The 15,987-nt window shown below is 67.4% G+C and carries 9 protein-coding genes; 4 read left to right on the top strand and 5 right to left on the bottom strand.

All coding sequences use genetic code 11. The annotated features are described in order from the left end of the window. Window positions 1–61: 61 nt before the first annotated feature. From ACFOD9_RS12175 to ACFOD9_RS12165, 3 genes are read right to left on the bottom strand one after another with little or no spacing between them, the layout of a single operon-like run. Window positions 62–1,405 (bottom strand): McrC family protein, encoded by a 1,344-nt coding sequence (locus tag ACFOD9_RS12175; protein ID WP_379510384.1) that lies wholly within the window; start codon window positions 1,403–1,405, stop codon window positions 62–64. After that, window positions 1,402–4,701 carry an AAA family ATPase gene (locus ACFOD9_RS12170; RefSeq protein WP_379510383.1) on the bottom strand — a complete coding sequence of 1,100 codons (3,300 nt, stop codon included), beginning with the start codon at window positions 4,699–4,701 and terminating at the stop codon, window positions 1,402–1,404. Before ACFOD9_RS12170 ends, ACFOD9_RS12175 begins: the two co-directional genes overlap by 4 nt. Then, window positions 4,698–8,087 carry a TM0106 family RecB-like putative nuclease gene (locus tag ACFOD9_RS12165; protein ID WP_379510382.1) on the bottom strand — a complete coding sequence of 1,130 codons (3,390 nt, stop codon included), beginning with the start codon at window positions 8,085–8,087 and terminating at the stop codon, window positions 4,698–4,700. The genes ACFOD9_RS12170 and ACFOD9_RS12165 overlap by 4 nt, the downstream gene beginning before the upstream one ends. A 453-nt stretch (window positions 8,088–8,540) precedes the next feature. Between ACFOD9_RS12165 and ACFOD9_RS12160 the strand changes: the two genes are divergently transcribed. From ACFOD9_RS12160 to ACFOD9_RS12145, 4 genes are all read left to right on the top strand, one after another. Then, window positions 8,541–8,933 carry a hypothetical protein gene (locus ACFOD9_RS12160; protein ID WP_379510381.1) on the top strand — a complete coding sequence of 131 codons (393 nt, stop codon included), beginning with the start codon at window positions 8,541–8,543 and terminating at the stop codon, window positions 8,931–8,933. 367 nt (window positions 8,934–9,300) lie between these two features. Beyond that, window positions 9,301–9,447, top strand: a complete 147-nt coding sequence (locus tag ACFOD9_RS12155) for a hypothetical protein (protein WP_379510380.1) — start codon at window positions 9,301–9,303, stop codon at window positions 9,445–9,447. Window positions 9,448–9,612: 165 nt separating this feature from the next. Beyond that, window positions 9,613–10,683, top strand: coding sequence for a tyrosine-type recombinase/integrase (locus tag ACFOD9_RS12150; protein ID WP_379510379.1), 1,071 nt, complete (start codon window positions 9,613–9,615; stop codon window positions 10,681–10,683). Window positions 10,684–10,724: 41 nt separating this feature from the next. Then, window positions 10,725–11,108, top strand: coding sequence for a hypothetical protein (locus ACFOD9_RS12145; protein WP_379510378.1), 384 nt, complete (start codon window positions 10,725–10,727; stop codon window positions 11,106–11,108). Here the strand turns inward: ACFOD9_RS12145 and ACFOD9_RS12140 are convergent, their stop codons facing one another. Continuing rightward, window positions 11,109–14,687 (bottom strand): DEAD/DEAH box helicase, encoded by a 3,579-nt coding sequence (locus tag ACFOD9_RS12140; protein WP_379510377.1) that lies wholly within the window; start codon window positions 14,685–14,687, stop codon window positions 11,109–11,111. Further along, complete coding sequence (locus ACFOD9_RS12135; protein WP_379510376.1) at window positions 14,687–15,898, bottom strand: EH signature domain-containing protein; 1,212 nt, start codon at window positions 15,896–15,898, stop codon at window positions 14,687–14,689. Before ACFOD9_RS12135 ends, ACFOD9_RS12140 begins: the two co-directional genes overlap by 1 nt. Between the last annotated feature and the right edge of the window lie 89 nt (window positions 15,899–15,987).

The raw sequence follows: 15,987 nt of genomic DNA, 5'->3' as shown, positions 1-15,987 counted from the left end.
GAGAACGGGGTATCTTCAGGCTCCCGGGCGGTGGGCATGGCTCGGGATTTTCCGGGTCAGGTCAGCCGGCGCGGGCTCTGTGCGGCAGAGAGGACATGATGAGGTGGTGCAATTGTTGCACCACGTCCTGCTCATTCAAACTCACATCCACCGACGCAAACCGCAGTCGCTGGCTGTGACAAGGGCGGATCAGGAAGGCGCGCTCGAACCGGTCGGCGCCGAGGCCGGCGTGGTGCGGGTAGAGCAGGACCAGATCGGGGCATTCGTAAAGTCGGCCGTAGGCCATCAGCTGGTAGACGTCGCCCTGCGAGACGCCCTGCTTGGCGTCGTCGACCGTCGGATGGAGGCGCTTCCATTTGGTGTCGATCACCATGGCCGCATCGCCCGCGGCATCGCGCACGATCAGGTCGGGGCGAGTCTGGAACAGTTGGCGGGCCGGTGGGCCCTCATCGGTTAGGCAGAACTTGTGGCCGCCCTGCGCATCCGTTGTGCAGCCGGTCCCGGCCAGGGCGCGCGGGAGAAGGGCGGCGACGTAGCGCTCGAACAGGTCGTTCATCGGGAACAGCAGGCTCAGGCCGGCGCCCCGCGCGTCGTCGTGGTGGGTGGCCTGCCATTGGCGGCCAAGGAACAGCTTGGCCAGCTCCAGCAGCGCCTCCCAGCGGCGGCGGGTGCGGTCGATCTCGATGCGCTGCCAGGGGATGTCGCGCGGGGCCACGTCGGCGATGTCGGCGAGGACGAAGCGCAGTTCGTCGAGCCGGCGGCGGGTTTCGGGCACCCGCGCATGGCTCCCCAGGAACACGACGCAGGCCTTCATCGCCTGGAGCAGCGGGATGTCGCTGGAGAGCGCATCGTAGCGGCAGGCGAGCCGGTCGGGCCGGACGGCGTGGACGGTGAACTGGCGCACGACGTCGAGGCGGCCGCGCAGGGCGGGGAGGTCTTCCTCGTGGGCGAGGTAGGCGCGGGGCAGGCCGCGGCGGGTCTCGGCGAGCAGCCGGTCGGCAAAGAGGCGGATCAGGATGTCGAGCAGGCTGGCGTCCTGCCGGGCCATGGTCGCCGTCTCGCCCGCGCCGAGGTCGAGACCGATGGCCAGCGCGATCATGTGGACGAGGCGGTTGCGCACCGTGCGCGCCGCTTCCTTGCGTTCGGGCTCCGTGGCCGGTTCGGGCGCATCGGGATCGACCTTGGGCAGAATTTCGAGGCTGCTCCCCTCGGCCGCCAGCACGCCGACCATCTGCGCGGCGCGCAGGTGGGTGAGACGGTGCGAGACGATCCCGATCCCCTCCTCCCCGCCGAGCGGATGGGCCTGGGCGGCGGCGATCAGCGCCGCGGCCTGGGCGGGAGTGAAGGCATCCGCCGCAGTGCCGATGGGCACCCGGCCCCATTCGCTGACGGCGAGGTGGGTCAAGCCGGATCGCTCTCGGGCATGGGCTGGTCCAGCTCGGACACCACGAGCGGATCGGCCGCACCGCCACAGAGTGCGGCATAGGCGTTCTCGGCGAAGTCCTTGCGCACGAACCAGCTCGGCACCGGACTGCCGGTGATCCCCGGCGGGGGTTGCAGCACCGTCTGGCCGATGAACCCGTCGCCGAGCACCGCGTGGACCCGGCTCCAGTCCTCGAAAAAGTATTCCTGCAGCAGCGGGATCACCTTGTTGCGCATGGCCGCATCGATCTTCGCGCGCGTGTCGCACGAGATGAAGAAGGCGTGGCCGATGCGGTGCTCACGGTCGACCAGGTATTCGACGCGCCGGTTGATCGTGGCCAGCACCTGGCGCAGGTTCACGCCATCGACGTCGGTCTTGAGGAGCTCCGGATCAGGTGCGATCTCGCGGAAGTCGAATCGGCGGCGAAGCGCAGTGTCGAGCAAGGCAATCGAGCGGTCGGCGGTGTTCATCGTGCCGACAATGTGGAGGTTGGCGGGGACGCCGAACTTTTTCTGCGAATAGGGCAGGGTGACGGTGAGCGCGTTGGTCTGCCCGAGGCGCTTGTCCGGCTCGATCAGGGTGATCAGTTCGCCGAACACCTTGGAGATGTTGGCGCGGTTGATCTCGTCGATGACAAGGACGTGTGGGCGGCCAGGACCTCTCGCCTCGGTCTGGGCGCCGTAGATCAGACCGTCGAGAGCGTCCCAATCAACAAGGCTTTGGTCCAGACGGTAAGTGGAATGACGGCGGAAGAAGTTGGGATAGAAGATGTCGCGCTCTTGCCCCGCGGGATCAACCCACACCCAGTCGACCCTCCGGCGATGGGGATGGTAGGGGGCCGAATGATCATAGAAATAGCCGCTCACGATCTTGCCGATGGCACGGAAGCGGTCCCGCCCGTCTGAGAGGACAACATAGTCTCCAGGCTGCATCGATGCGCGGAAGGTGTAGATCATTTCGATGTTGGCGTCCTTGCCGCTCGCCTGCGGATCCTTCAGCCGACGCCACTCCTCGTAGATTGCCTGGAAGCTGTCGAAACGCTCATCCGCCCAATCGATGTCCCCGCCCCATCCCAGATGTATGATGCCGTCGCGAAGGCCGGCTGCGATGCGGTCTTCCTCCTCGCCGCGCCGTCCCAGGGCGATTTTGAACACGGCGCGCGACCTGTCGAGGCGCTGCTCGCCCGCGCTTTGCGTGCCGGCTCTACGGGCGCGGTCGGAGTGGACCTTGAACACCCCGTCGTGAACGGTCAGGCGCAGCCCCGGCGCAGACTCGGCCAATCCTTCTTCGTCCGTACCCTTGGTGGTCGGGCGCAAGCCCTCCACGAAGTCCTCGTACGAATAGGACTGGTGGAAGGTGACGAATTCGATTCGGTGGTCGCGGGGATCCTGCAATTCCCGGTACCGCTCCATCAGCGCTTCGCGACCGGCATCGGATTGGTCGGGATACTTCTCGCGCGCCTGATCGCGCGTCAGCCCGTCGCACAGCGCCACGGCCTCGAGCGCGGTGGCATAGGTCTTGCCGGTTCCGGGGGGGCCGTAGAGGATCAGGTTGGTGGGGTAGGCAGGCGCAGGATTCGTCACGGGGTCGTCCTTGTCGGGTGGTGCCTGGTCAGGATCAATGTCGAACTGGTCGGGCCAGAGGCCCGGTCGGGCGGGCGAGGGGGGCAGCCACTGTGCGATGTCCGCGTGGCGGTCCTGCATGACCTCGCCAATACGCTGGCCCGTGGACTTGGCCAGAGGCAGGCCGTCATCGATGGCAAGGTCAAGCGCCTTGGGCCTGCGGTTGAAAGCGATCCGGGCGGGGGTGTTTTTGAGCCAGCCAAGCGTGCCCTCCGCCTTGCCGCTGTCGGGCGACTTGCGGCCGAAGCTAAGATGCCACGGTTTGTTGCCGACATGCCACCAATCCAGCCCGGCCTCGTTGACCGCCCGGGCGACGGCGCAAAAGGTCAGGGTTTCCTGCGATGTCCACGCCTTGCGGGCTTCGGCGAAGGGGGGGTGCTTGTCGAACCGAGCCAGGATCGCCTCGTTGTTGTGCCCGATCACCCAGATGAAGCCCTGCACGTCCCAGAGGTCGCGCGGGTTCCATCCCCATTGGTCGCGCATCACGGCGAAAATTTCGCGGGCAAGCGCATTGACTGCCCGCAGCTCGGCGGCGGTGAGCGGGGCATTCGCGAGAAGCCGCCGGCCGACCAGTTCCGCGGCCACGGTAACCGTGGGCTCGGTGCGGATGCCCATCGTCCGCTCGGGCGCGACGAGCGCGGCCAGCATCGAAGGGATCGTGCGGCTGTCGCCATAGGGCATGGACTTCTGCCCTTCGGAGAGCAGTGGCCACGCATCGCGCACGAAGGCATCGACATCGCCAACCGGGTCGGGTGCCAAGGCCAGCTGGCCAGCGATCTGCTCCATAGCGCCGGGGTGCCGCTGGCGCACCGCGCGCAGGCCATCGGCCATGCGCCAGCCCAGCAGATTGCTCCCCAGACCGCCCTCGCCGGAGAGCAGATCGAGCAGGGCTTGGCCCAGCTGTTCCGGCGCGGCCCTGTCCGCCGTGGCGACCAGCTCGGCGGTGCGGGCGATGAGCGCCCGCTTGTAGGTGTCTTCCTCGGCGGAAAACCCGCCGGGCTGCGTGAACGAGACGAAGTCGGGACAGGCGGTCAGGAACCGTTGGCGCAGCTTCTCGAGCGCAGGGAGGGAGATGGCATTCACCAGGTCAAACCGAAACCGCGTCGCCGAGCTGGCGTCGGCCCCGATCTGCTCGGGAGGGGGGACATCGGCCATTTCGAGGAACTGTTCGCCCTTCAGCGACTGACAGATGTTCGGCCACGCCTGGTTGAGGCCAAGTGCCCGATTGACGTCGCTAACGAGTACCTCCGTGGTCGGCCGCTCTTCTTGCCGCGCCGGCTCAATGTAGGTTTCCAAGACGTACTGGCGGATGCGGTCGGCGTCTTTGGTTCCCGGATCCTTGCCGGCTAGAAACCGCCCATACTGCCCCAGCCAGCTGTTCCAACTCGACAGCCGGTTGAGCGGATTTTCGGAGCTCGGCATGAGGATGCGGAAATCCTGGCCGCCGGCCTGCGCGTCCTGGCGTATGCTCTTGATGCGATCTCGCAATTGGCGAAACTGATCATCGGCCCATGCGGCTTCGAGGTCGGCATGCGCGGAACCGAGCTGCCCCATTTGTTTCTCTATCGTCCGCACGGCATGAGTACGGGTATTCCGCCCTGTGTCGGTGTTGGCCCCGTTCGCCTCCAGCCATTCCTTGAATTCCGCTTCCCTCACTTCATCCCCTCCTCGGCCACCCATGCGAGGGTATTGACCAGCCTCAAGTGATCTACAGACTTCGCGTCCAGTTCCAACAGCTTCGGGTTCGCCAGCACCAGCGCCAGGGTCCGTGCCCGGCTGATCGCCACGTTGAGGCGGTTCTTCGAATAGAAGAAGTCGACATGCCGCGGCAGGTCGTCGGGGGTGGAGGTGGTCATCGAGACGATCACCACTTCGGCTTCCTGGCCCTGGAACTTGTCGACCGTGCCGACGCGGGCGGCGGCGGGGAGGGCGGCTTTCAGCGCGTTGACCTGCATGTTGAACGGGGCGACGATGAGCACGTTGTCCCAGGCGATCTTGCCCGGCTTGCCGGCGCGGTCGGTGAAGGGGGTGGCGATCAGGCCGTGGGCCAGCTGGCGCACCCGCGCCACTTCGGCTTCGGAGCGCTGGGCGCAGCCGGCGTGGTCCATGGCGACGAAGCGCAGACCGTGGCTGGCGAGCGCCGGGTCGTGGCCGGGGGCGAGGTGGAGGCGCTGGCGGGCGCAGTCGGGATGGGCTTTCAGCCGGCCGTCGTAGACCGCTTCGGAAATGAAGTGGCAGATCGCCGGGTGCATCCGCCAGCTCGTGTCGAGCAGCACGCCGCGATCCGGGGCGACGGTGGCCTCGCCTTCCAGCAGATAGTCGAGCGCGGAAAGGCCGCTTTCGCCGGGGTGGGCGCCCTGGATGGGCTGGCCGAGCTGCATCTGGTCGCCGACCAGCACGAGGTTCTTGGCCGCCGACCCCATCGCCAGCAGGTTGCCGAGCGAGACCTGGCCGGCCTCGTCGATGAACAGGTAGTCGAGCGCCTGGTCGAGATCGTCGCGGGCGAAGAGCCAGGCCGTGCCGCCGATCAGGTTGAGGTGGGGCGCGGTGGCATCGTCGGGAGCGGTGACGTCGCGGATCGTGTCGCCGTTCAGGAAGCTGTCGGGATCGCCCGCGCTGGCCTTCTTGACCCCGCGCAGGCCCACGCCCTCGGCCCCGGCCACTTGCTCCACCTTGCGCAGCAGGTTGTTGATCGCCTTGTGGCTGTTGCTGGAGACGCCCACGCGCTTGCCCGCCGCAAGCAGGGCGACGATGACGTGGGCGCTGGTGTGGGTCTTGCCGGTGCCAGGCGGGCCTTGCAGGAACAGCGAGGAGTGGGCGAGCGCGAGGCAGCGCGCGGTGGCCGCCGCCACCAGGCTCTCGCCCGCGCCGACCAGCGGTCCGCTGGACCACACGGCGAGGCGGGGCGCGGCGCGTTCGAGGAAATCTGCCAGCGCGCGATAGGGCGGCTCCGCGCCCGCCGGGCTCGCCGCCCAGGCGCGCACCACCCGCCGCACCGCGCCGACCAGCACCTTGTCGTCGATCGGCCAGCTGGGGATCAGCGAGCCGATTTCTGGGAAGGCCTCGTCGCCCTTGAGCATGCGCTTGACCGTGACCGTGCCGCGATCCTCGTCGAGCGCGATGATCTCGCCCATCCGCATCAGCGAGGGGGCGTGGAGCACCTGCGAGCCCAGGCGCAGCTTGGTGTCCTGCGGCTCGAAACGGTAGCGCGCGGCGACGCTGCGCTTGACCGGCTCCTGCCACTCGCCCTCGGCATCGCGGTCGGGTTTGATGTCGCCGATGCACTCGCCGTCCCCGGCCAGCTCGTCGGCCTCGCGCTCGCAGCGGTCGAACACCGCCCAGCGCGCGGGCTTGCCGGCGCGGGCGTGAAAGCGGACGAGGTGACCGGCCAGCTCGCGCGCCCGGGGGCTCGCGGGAACGCTGCCGCCGTTCACCGCCGCGATCAGGGCATTTTCGTCGGCTTCGGCGGCGAGGCGCTCGTCGGTGAGTTCCGCCGGCTGATCGCGCCCGGGGCCAACCTCGCGCCAGGCCATGCCGTCCTCGCGCAGCGAGACCAGCCAGTCGCGCAGGGCCTCGGTGTTCTCGCAGTCGATCCGGTTGTATGCGAGGATGTCGTCGAGGATCTTCTGCTCGCCGCTGTCCTGCCACGACTTGTATTCGACGATGGAATCGCCGGCATTGGTCACCGCGCCCTCGCGCTTCTTCGCGAAGAATACCTCCATGGTCTTGAGCGAGAGGTTCGGCTCGGAGGTGCGGATCGCTTGGCGCAGCACGGCGTAGAGGTCGACCAGGCGACGCTCGCGCAGCAGCCGGTCGACCGCTTCCTCGCGGCTTGCGTGGAGCGTGGAGAGGCGGCGCAGCGCGGTCACCTCGTAGGGCGCGTAGTGATAGATGTGCGCGGCCGGGTGGGCGGCGAGATGCTCGCCCATCCAGTCCACCGTGGCCTCGAAGGCCGCGCGTTCGGCGGCGCTGTCGTGGCCCCAACGGTGGACGAAGCGGGGCTTGCCGCTGCCATCGCGCAGGTGGACGCCCCACAGGTAATCCAGCCCGCCCTCGGTCAGCGGATCGCCTTCGAGGTCGAAGAACAGGTCCGCCGGATCGGGTGGCGGCAGCAGGGCGAAGCCGCGCCCGGGCTCGGCCGGGAGGACCTGCACGACCGGATCGCCGCCCGCCATGCGCGCCTGCTGGAGCCGGGCCTGCGCGCGCAGCCTGGCGAAGGTCGCGGGGGCGAGGCGCGGCACGCGGGTGTCTTCCGGCGCCTCGGCCAACGCCGCCAGCGTGGCGATCCCTGCCGCCTCCAGCTTCTGCACTTGCGGGCGCGAAAGCCCGGCGACGCGGCTCAGGTGGTCCTCCGCCTCCCATTGGTCCGCGCAATGGTCGCGCCATCCGCACAGGTCGCAGGCGGCGCAGGGCTCGGGGCGCGAGGCGGGTGCGCCGGCGTCGATGAACCCCAGGTAGCGCCGCTGCGCCGCCGCGAGGGTGCGGGTGAAATCGACCAGGCGGAAGGTCTCCTCCACCCCGCTGCCGAGCGCGACATGGACCCGGCGCGGGACCACGCCCTGCACCTTGCCGATCATCTGGGCATAGAGCCCGAGCTGGACGAGGTAGGCCGGCTTCACTGACCGGGCGAGCTTGGTGTCGACCGGCTCGTAGGACCAGGCGCCGAGCGCCGAAGGTTCCTCCACCCGCCGCAGGAAATCGGCAAAGCCGTGCCAGGGTTCATCAAGGAAGGTCGCCTGGAAGATCGCCGCCGCGCCTTCGCTCATCGCGCCCGCCGTGCGCTCGGCCCGCTGGCGGACCGACAGCCCGGTGGCCGGAATCTCCACCAGCCCGCCCTCACCCGCCAGGCGCGCCCTATAATCGTCCTCGTGCCGCAGACCCGCCTGGCTGACCAGCTCGCCCATGGCGTCGTTCTCGACCTTGTCGGGCAGCGAGGCGGGATCGGCCAGCTTGCGCAGATCGAGCGCCACCGCATGGGCGCAACCGAGGAAGCGGACGAGGTCGGTGGGGGAATGGAGCAGGCGGTCGTGGTAGTGGCGCAAGGGGGACGAATCCTTTCGAAATCAGCGAAGCGATAGTCGTTTGCTGCGACTAATCTGGTCGCAGTATCGGAAATTGCCTGGACGACACGACACCGGGGGCGAGCATCCATCCCAGCTCGGGATTACGAAAATCCTCACGGGTCCGCGGATGTGGCGGGATTTTCTGGGTTTCAGCCTGCAGCTGCCATCTCAGGCGTGCAAAGTTGACGTAGCAACCCGCAGGAGCTGACCCCCGGCCCGATGCGATAGAATCCGGAAAATCCCGCAGCGTAAATTTTCCCGCGTCCACCCCGTTAGTCAGGGCTCTCCATCCACGGGAGCTTGCCCATGACCTCCGCCATTCGCGCCCATCTCGAAGGGACCAAACCCGCCCGCTCTTGCCGCGGCTGGGTCGTGACATTCTCCTGCCGAGACCGCTGTTTCTCAGTCTTTTTCTAGAAGAGGGTTTTCCTGATGCTCAAACGGATGGTGTTGGTCGGCGCGCTCGTGGTCGGTGGGCATGTGCTCGCGAAGCGGATTCTGGCCTCTGCGGCCCTTCCTCCGGTCGAGGACCCGCGTGGCGAGGCCGACGCGAACTACGGTTGTGGACGCGGCCAGTGCGCCCCGCTCCGCCTCTTCGACGGCGAACGCGAAGTCTACGATCTGTTGCGGGCCGCGGGCGAGCAGGGTGTATCCGCTTACGGCCTCGCCCAGGCGCTCGAGATCAGTGTCGGGTCGGTGCATAGCCGCCTCACCGGCCTGCGGCGTCTCGGATTGATCGACAAGGCGCCCAAGCAGTTCTGGCCCACGCGGGCTGGCTGGCCCGTGACCGCCTACGTCGTCACGACGCCGCATTCGGCTCAGTAGGCTCGCCGAATTTCTGTTTCCCCTATACCGCAGCCCCCTGCCCCGTTGGGAGGGGGTATTCGCGGACATGCCAAGGAGTGGCCAATGACCAGTGACTTCCAGCGCTTTACCTATCGCGAACTCGGCGAGCTACTTGGCGTTACCCCTGATGCTGCCCGGATGAGGGCCAAGCGTGAAGCGGCCGCCGGACGGTGGAAGATCGTGCGGGGGAGCCACCCTCAGGACGTCGTGCACATCGATGTGCCCGCTGCGGAGGCCGCCGCGATGGCACGCGCGTCTCGCGCCCGTAACAAGCGTGCGGCGCCCCTGCAGCTGCCGGACTCCCATCCATCCATCCATCCATCCGGCGTCGGGTTCCCCCCTCGCCTTGGCGCACGAGTTTGCCACGCAGCTCTCCGCTGAAAAGGACCGTCATCGGGAAACGGCGGTGCAGCTCGCCGCCGCGACCGCGAAGATCGAATATCTCGCGGCCGAACTCGCCCGCCTCAACGCGGAGCGCGGCCCGCACTGCTAGCAGAAACTGGCACACCCAATGTCCTGCTGCCCTATGGCAGCGCGACATTGGGCAGTGCTATCGAACTGGCCAGTTGGCCCCCACGGCCTTAAACGTACTATCGATAATGCCCGCTATCGCTAGTGCGCTTGACGTCGGGTCCTTGCAGAGCAACAACCCGGGGCCATGAACGGCCTGATCGATCTCTGCCCGTCCGCAACCCCGGCCATCCGGGCCGAGCTGCTCGACGCCGCCCGCCGGGCGATGAGCGAGAACACCTGGCGCGCGCTCAAGGCCGATCTTGGGGTATTCTCGCGCTGGGCGGCCGTCGCAGGCCTCACTACGCTGCCCGCCGCGCCGCCAACCGTCGCCCGGTTCCTGCGCGAGCAGGCGCAAAGTGGCAAGAAGGCGGCCACGCTGGCGCGCTATACCAGCTCAATCGCGCGGGCCCATTCGCTCGCCGATCAACCGGATCCGACCCGCACCGAACTCGTTCGCCTCGAACTGAAAGCCCAGCGCCGCGCCCTCGGCGTGCGCCAGCGCCAGGCTCGCGGCCTGCGCTTTCGCGGCGACGTGGCCGATCCGCTCGCCGCGCAGGCCCTTGCCGCCGCCGGGCCGATGGGCGTCTGCGTCGAAGCCATGCTCGCCGCCGCGCCCGCCACTTTGCAAGGCCTGCGCGATAAGGCCTTGCTCAGCCTCGCCTTCGACACTGGCCTCAGGCGCTCCGAAGTGGTCGCCACCCGCTGGGCCCACGTGGAAAAAGGCAATGCCGGAGCCGGCCGCCTGTTCGTTCCCCGCTCCAAGTCCGACCAGGAAGGCGCCGGCGCCTACGCCTACCTTTCGCCTCGTACCATGGCGGCCGTCGTCGCCTGGCGCGAGGCTTCAGCCGCCGCGCCGGAGGGCCCGGTGTTCCGCCGCCTTCACCGCGCCCGCGCCAAGGACGGGCCGGACGTATGGACCCCCGGAGCCGCCCTCACGCCGCAGTCGGTAACCCTTATATATAGAAGCCTGCTCGACACCGCCCGTGACGCCGGCCTCCTCGGCGAAATCGCCGAGGCCGATTACGACCACTGGCGCCAGAGCCTCACCGCCCACTCTACCCGCGTCGGCCTCACCCAGGACCTGTTCGCCGCCGGCCAGGACCTTGCCGGCATCATGCAGGCACTGCGCTGGAAAAGCCCGGCCCAGCCCGCAAGGTATGCGCAAGCGCTGAGCGTTGAGGCGAACGCAGCGGCGAAGGTGGTGGGGAAGTTGTAGAAATTACTCACGGTCGATGTCTGTCATACATGGGAGTGCGCATGACGATCCTGTACAAAGTGGCGCCGAAGAGTTTCACTGGCGACTGGCTGGCCTTGACTGCGCCGGCCTACGGCAGCGTGAGCCCGCAACCGGGCGAGAAAGTATTTTTATGGTGGTCCGAGACCCAGAAGGGAACGGGACTTGGTGGATATGGCTACTGCGTTTCTGCCCATCGAGTTCGAAGGGATTGGACGTCCACGATAGAACCGGTGGTCACTGATTTTTCCGGCTTCGGTAAGGCGGACCTTGCCCCGTTCCGCCATACTGATGGGCCGGGGCCGGAAAGCACCTTTGCTGCCAAGCTGTACCGTCACTCGCTCAACAAGGTTGTGACTCTGACCCGCGAAGAGGAGGAATTCCTCGACGCGGTGCTCAACGCCTGATCACTCTTCGGTCAGCACGACCACGCAGCGAAAGCGGGCAGTCATCACTCCCTCGATCCCGTGACCGAGATCCCAGATCAGGCGCCGGCCGGATCGGGTCGTCGCACGCACTTCGCGATCGTGGAGCGCGCGATTTCCCCGCCTGGATAGCTGTATGTATTGGAGGCCAACACCATTGCCGAAAGCGCGCTTCCAGCATTCGTGCATGTGGGCGTGCTGATGTTCGCTTGATTCCGGATCGCGGACGTCGACACTGTCGGCGTCGAAAGTGACGAGCGTCACCGGCTCGACGCCAGTACCATCGCCCAGCAGCATCCGCGCGAAGTCCGCAGTGTGCCGCCGGGCTCGTTCGCCGGCGCCCGCATAGGGATCGACCAACACCAACTCGCGGATCGGGTCTGTGGCGATCGGACCGGTGAAGATCGCGCGATCCCTCAGGCCACCTTCCTCATAGACAAGGCGGCGCGGCCAGGGTGACGGCACAGGCGGGCTGTCGATGGGCGTTGCAGCGGGGCGTGGTGTCTCGCGACGGCGCAGGGTCAGCCGGCCGCGCAAGCTGGGCACGGGCGTTTCGGTCGGTGCGACAGGCGGTGTCGGAGCGGGTGCCGGAGCTGGCGGATCGCGTTCGGGTACCTCGCTGACGACAAGGTCAAACAGGGTGTCGGTATCCCCTTCGTCGTCGCCCGGTGCCAACAAGCCGCGACCGAGCGCGCGCTTGCGCTCCATGAGCTCATGCAGTTTGATGTCGAAGCTGGTCGGGCCGATGGCAGGGTCGGGATGGACGGACTGCGGCAGGTAAACCGTGACATCACGGGTTTGGCCGATACGATAGGCGCGGTCGGTCGCCTGGTCTTCCACCGCCGGATTCCACCAGCGCGACAGGTGGATAACGTGGTTCGCGGCTGTCAGTGTCAGGCCGACGCCGCCGGCCTTGGGCGAGAGGATCATGACGTCGAAACCGGCCGGGCGCGACTGGAATGTCTCGACCGCAGCCTGGCGGGCATCGCCGGTGATACCGCCATGGATCCGCAGGACCGGGTGGCCGAGAGCGAAATGGCGGCGCAGTTCAGCTGCGAGCAGCGCCTGCATGGCGAGGCTTTCGCAGAATACCAATGCCTTTTCGCCGGCATCGGCGACGCGGCGCAGGATGTCGAACAGGGCCGCGAGGCGGGCAGAATCGCGAAAGTAGCCGTCATCGCCGCCGTCATCGTCGGGTCGACGCGGATGCAGCGAGACACCGCGCAGGAGGTGCAGCACCTCGAGCATCCGGCCGCGCTCGCCGGTTCCCTTGACTGCCAGCGCCCGGGCGATGACGTTCTCATAGGCCCGCGCCTGCGCGGCCGGCATCGGCACTGGCATCGCGACGATGCGCTTGGCCGGCAGGCTGTCGAGGCATTCGTCCTTGAGGCGCCGCAAGAGCACCGGCGGGCGCCCTTCGCCTGGCCGGGTCAGGAAGTCGTGCAGGCTTTTCAGCTTTTCAGTCTGTGCAGGCCAGTTCTGTTCGAATGCCTTGCTTGATCCCAGCAGCCCCGGGTGGACGACATCGTAGATCGACCACAAGTCCTGCAGCCGGTTCTCCACCGGGGTGCCCGTCATGGCGAGCTGGAAGCGGGCGTTCAGGGTCTTGGCGGCGCGCGTCAGTTGGCTGGCCGGGTTCTTGAGCTTCTGCGCCTCATCATAGAGAATCGCCGCAAATGGCTGACGGGCGAAGCTCAGGTGATAGTCACGCATCGTCTCGTAGGTGGTCAGCACCAGGCCAGCCTGGCTCCACGCGGCGGGATCGATGGCCGATGCACCGCTGTCGATGTAGCGGCCTGAGCCTTGGCGCAGACGTGACAGTTCGGTGCCATAGGCGCTGACCACCCGGCCGAGCGCATCCGGTTCGAGGTGCCGCGCAATCTCGGCCCGCCAGTTGGCCAGCAAGCCCGAGGGCGCAACGATCAGAACCGGGCGCGGATGCGGTTCCTGCGCGCGCAGCCACGCTAGAAGGGCAAGTGCCTGGTATGTTTTCCCAAGGCCCATGTCGTCGGCCAGTAGGGCGCCGGGGAGGCCAGCGCGCCAACACGAGACAAGCCAGTGGAAACCATCGACCTGGTGCGGCTTGGGCGGGCTTCGCAAGGTCGCCGGCAATTCGGGCGGCGGCTCGTCACCAGCGGGGGCCGCAGGTCCGAGCGGTGCGAAGGCCACGTCCTCCAGGTTGTCGCGGACTTGCAGGAAATAGCGTTCCCGGATGCCTTCCGGCGCGACATTCCCGGGCTCCGCTGGTGCCAGGCGGGCATGTTCGACCAATTCGCCCAGTTGCTCCAGCGCGGTGATGGCAGACTGGGTCGCGGGAAAGTCCTCGCCGTCGAAACGAAAGGTCGCGCGTTCTTCGCGCACGGCCAAACGCGCGGAATCCGTCGCCTCGGCAAGACGTTCGGGCGGAATTTCCAACGTCCGCGCTTCGGGCGGTTCGCCGATGCGGATGCCGAAGGCTTCGGGCAGCCATGAGTTCGGTTTCGGCTTGATCCAGGGCAGGACCGGCTTGCGCCAGACATCGATGCCCGCGACCCGTTCGGAGAACTGTTGCGTCTCGACGAACAACTGGCTGCAATCGGCCGGGTCCTCGCCCGCCTCGCGCAAGGCCTCGGCAATATGGCGCTCGGGCGCGGCGGCGAAGGCGCGACGCTGCTCGGGTGTTCCGGCTTGCGCGCGGCGGACCGTGCCAAGGACGCGCGAGAGCTGGGGGTCGATGAACAACAGCGAGCCGTCGCCAAGCAGGTAGGCCCGCCGGGTGCCATCGCCCGCGCGGAAACGGCGGACGAAACCCTCGGCCAGCGCGGGTGGCAGGAGGCTGTCGGCCTCCTCGTCCAGAATCGAGCCGTCGTCCGACGCGCACAGTCGTTCGCGCGAGAACAGCACCGGATCGAAGTCGAACCCCTCCGCCGAGGCCCGCAGCGACAACGAAAGGCCAGAGGCGTAGGCAAGTCGAAGCCGTTCGATCACCCCGTCGGGTCGGATGTGGGAGCCAGCCTCATCGCCAATGGTGGCCTTGAGCGCGGCGAGTGCTGCTTGCCGGGCCGCTTCATTGCTGGCGGCATTCACGGCATCGACGCAGGAGAGCGCAGAGTGGATGGCCTCCGGTATGCGCCATTCCTTGCCGTTGTGGTGGAGTCGCCCGTTGCGCGCATCGGCGCGCACGACGACACCGCCGGTCCGGGTCCAATGCGTATCGATGCGGAACCCGTCGCGATGGATCAGGCCCTGCGACCGGAGGTTGAGCGCAAGCTGGGTCGCGAGAGGCAGACCGAGGCTTTGCGCTTCGCTGTCGGTCAACCGTGCGACGAAGTCGGGGTGCAGTTCGACAGCGTCGGCGGCAGCCTGCACCAGCGGCGCGCCATCGCGGGCGGTACTACCGTCGCCAAGCGCCTCCCACATTCGCGCCAGGGCGGCGCCGGAGCCCTCCGCCCTTGCCGTGATCCAATCCTCGACCGGAACGACCTCTTGCGCCGCCTTGCCGAAGGGAAGGCGCGCGGGCGTCTCGCGGTGAAGTTGCACACGGTTGCCAACGGCACGAAAGACGGTGCGGGGCTCGGCCATCAGTACCAACTCCGGGTCCAGAGCCCTTCGCCATAGAGAGGATGCCGCCGGCCGGAATGGCGGTGAATGAAGCTGGCGAATTTGCGTTCCCATCCCGACTGGTGCGGGATCGCGGCAAATCCATCTTCGTAGCCGCGCCCGCCGTTCATGGCGCGGAGCGGCAGGCCGAAGTATTGCTTGTTGTAGGGATCGGGTGCCTGCCGGTCTTCACGGTTCCAGAAGCGGCAAGAACCGTTGTGGCTCCATTCGGCAATCCGGACATCGCCGATGGACAGGATGAGGGCGCTGTGGCTGGGATCAGCGCCGCTGCCGGTGATCTGGCCATAGCTGCCGTTTTCGACCATGCCGCGAGCAGCAAGTTCGGCCTGCCGGCCGAATGCAAACCACGCATCGTCAATTGCGTCGTCGTCCAGGTAAGATTTCCAGAATGCCTCGCGGGCCGCCCACTGCTGGGGGTCGTTGGTTGTCGCACCGACGACTGCAAAGAACTGCCGGACGGCGCGCCGGATCAGCCAACCCGTAAGCAATCCCACTAAGCGGGTCGCCCCCTGCCCGGGCATTTCCGCCTCAATCGCCTGCCATTGCCCTGACTGGAGCTTGGGATGGCCATAGCGCGTGAGCAGGAAGGCCGACAGGCGATCCTTGTAGTCATCCGGGGGGCTCTGCTGAAGCCAGGGTTGCAGCAGTCCGTGGACCAACATGCCTGCCCGCGGACTGACCGGTGCCGTGTTGACCAGATCGATCAGCTTTTCCCCCATTTGGCGGGCTGACTTGTCCTGCGCCTCGCCTGCTCGCAGGCAGGCCATGTCGAGCGCAGCCGCTGTAAACGCCCCTTGCGCAAGATCCGCTTCGAGGCCCGCATCGCGCAGAACTGGCGCGCTGTCAGGCCCGGTCAATAGGGCGCGAGCAACGCTGTCCGGGCCTGCCTCCGGGTCCCAGAGACACCAGTCCTGGCCGCGTTGGCGCCACGGCCAGTCACGCCGTTCCGCCACATGCGCCGCCGCCCCCCTGAGGAAGTCGAAGGCACAGTGTCCTCGTGGAAAGTGCCGCAGGTAGGCGGTGACCAATGTCCGGTCGAGGCTTGAAGCCCCGGCTGCGACCGCAGCCTCCACCACGGCCGGGGCAATCCCGTCGCATCGGGGATCGGCCCACAGTTCCCCGGCGAGGCGGCGCAGGTCGCGCCGCGACAAAGTGCGCAGATCGAAGGCCATCAAATCAGATCACCTCAATCCGCTTGAGAAAGTCGTCCCAGGGCTCCTTGTCCCCGATGCTCCCTGTTGGCCGGTCTGCCAGGGCCTTT

The organism is Novosphingobium bradum (assembly GCF_042646485.1).
In the GTDB taxonomy this organism is placed as follows: Bacteria; Pseudomonadota; Alphaproteobacteria; order Sphingomonadales; family Sphingomonadaceae; genus Novosphingobium; species Novosphingobium bradum.
This window is presented reverse-complemented; position numbering and strand designations above follow the sequence as displayed.

What these genes read in the sequence shown, in the direction of transcription:
- ACFOD9_RS12160 (WP_379510381.1), top strand. Translation starts at nt 8,541, where the DNA reads ATGCTCAAACGGATGGTGTTGGTCGGCGCGCTCGTGGTCGGTGGGCAT.
- ACFOD9_RS12140 (WP_379510377.1), bottom strand. Translation starts at nt 14,687, where the DNA reads ATGGCCGAGCCCCGCACCGTCTTTCGTGCCGTTGGCAACCGTGTGCAA.
- ACFOD9_RS12135 (WP_379510376.1), bottom strand. Translation starts at nt 15,898, where the DNA reads ATGGCCTTCGATCTGCGCACTTTGTCGCGGCGCGACCTGCGCCGCCTC.
- ACFOD9_RS12145 (WP_379510378.1), top strand. Translation starts at nt 10,725, where the DNA reads ATGACGATCCTGTACAAAGTGGCGCCGAAGAGTTTCACTGGCGACTGG.
- ACFOD9_RS12150 (WP_379510379.1), top strand. Translation starts at nt 9,613, where the DNA reads ATGAACGGCCTGATCGATCTCTGCCCGTCCGCAACCCCGGCCATCCGG.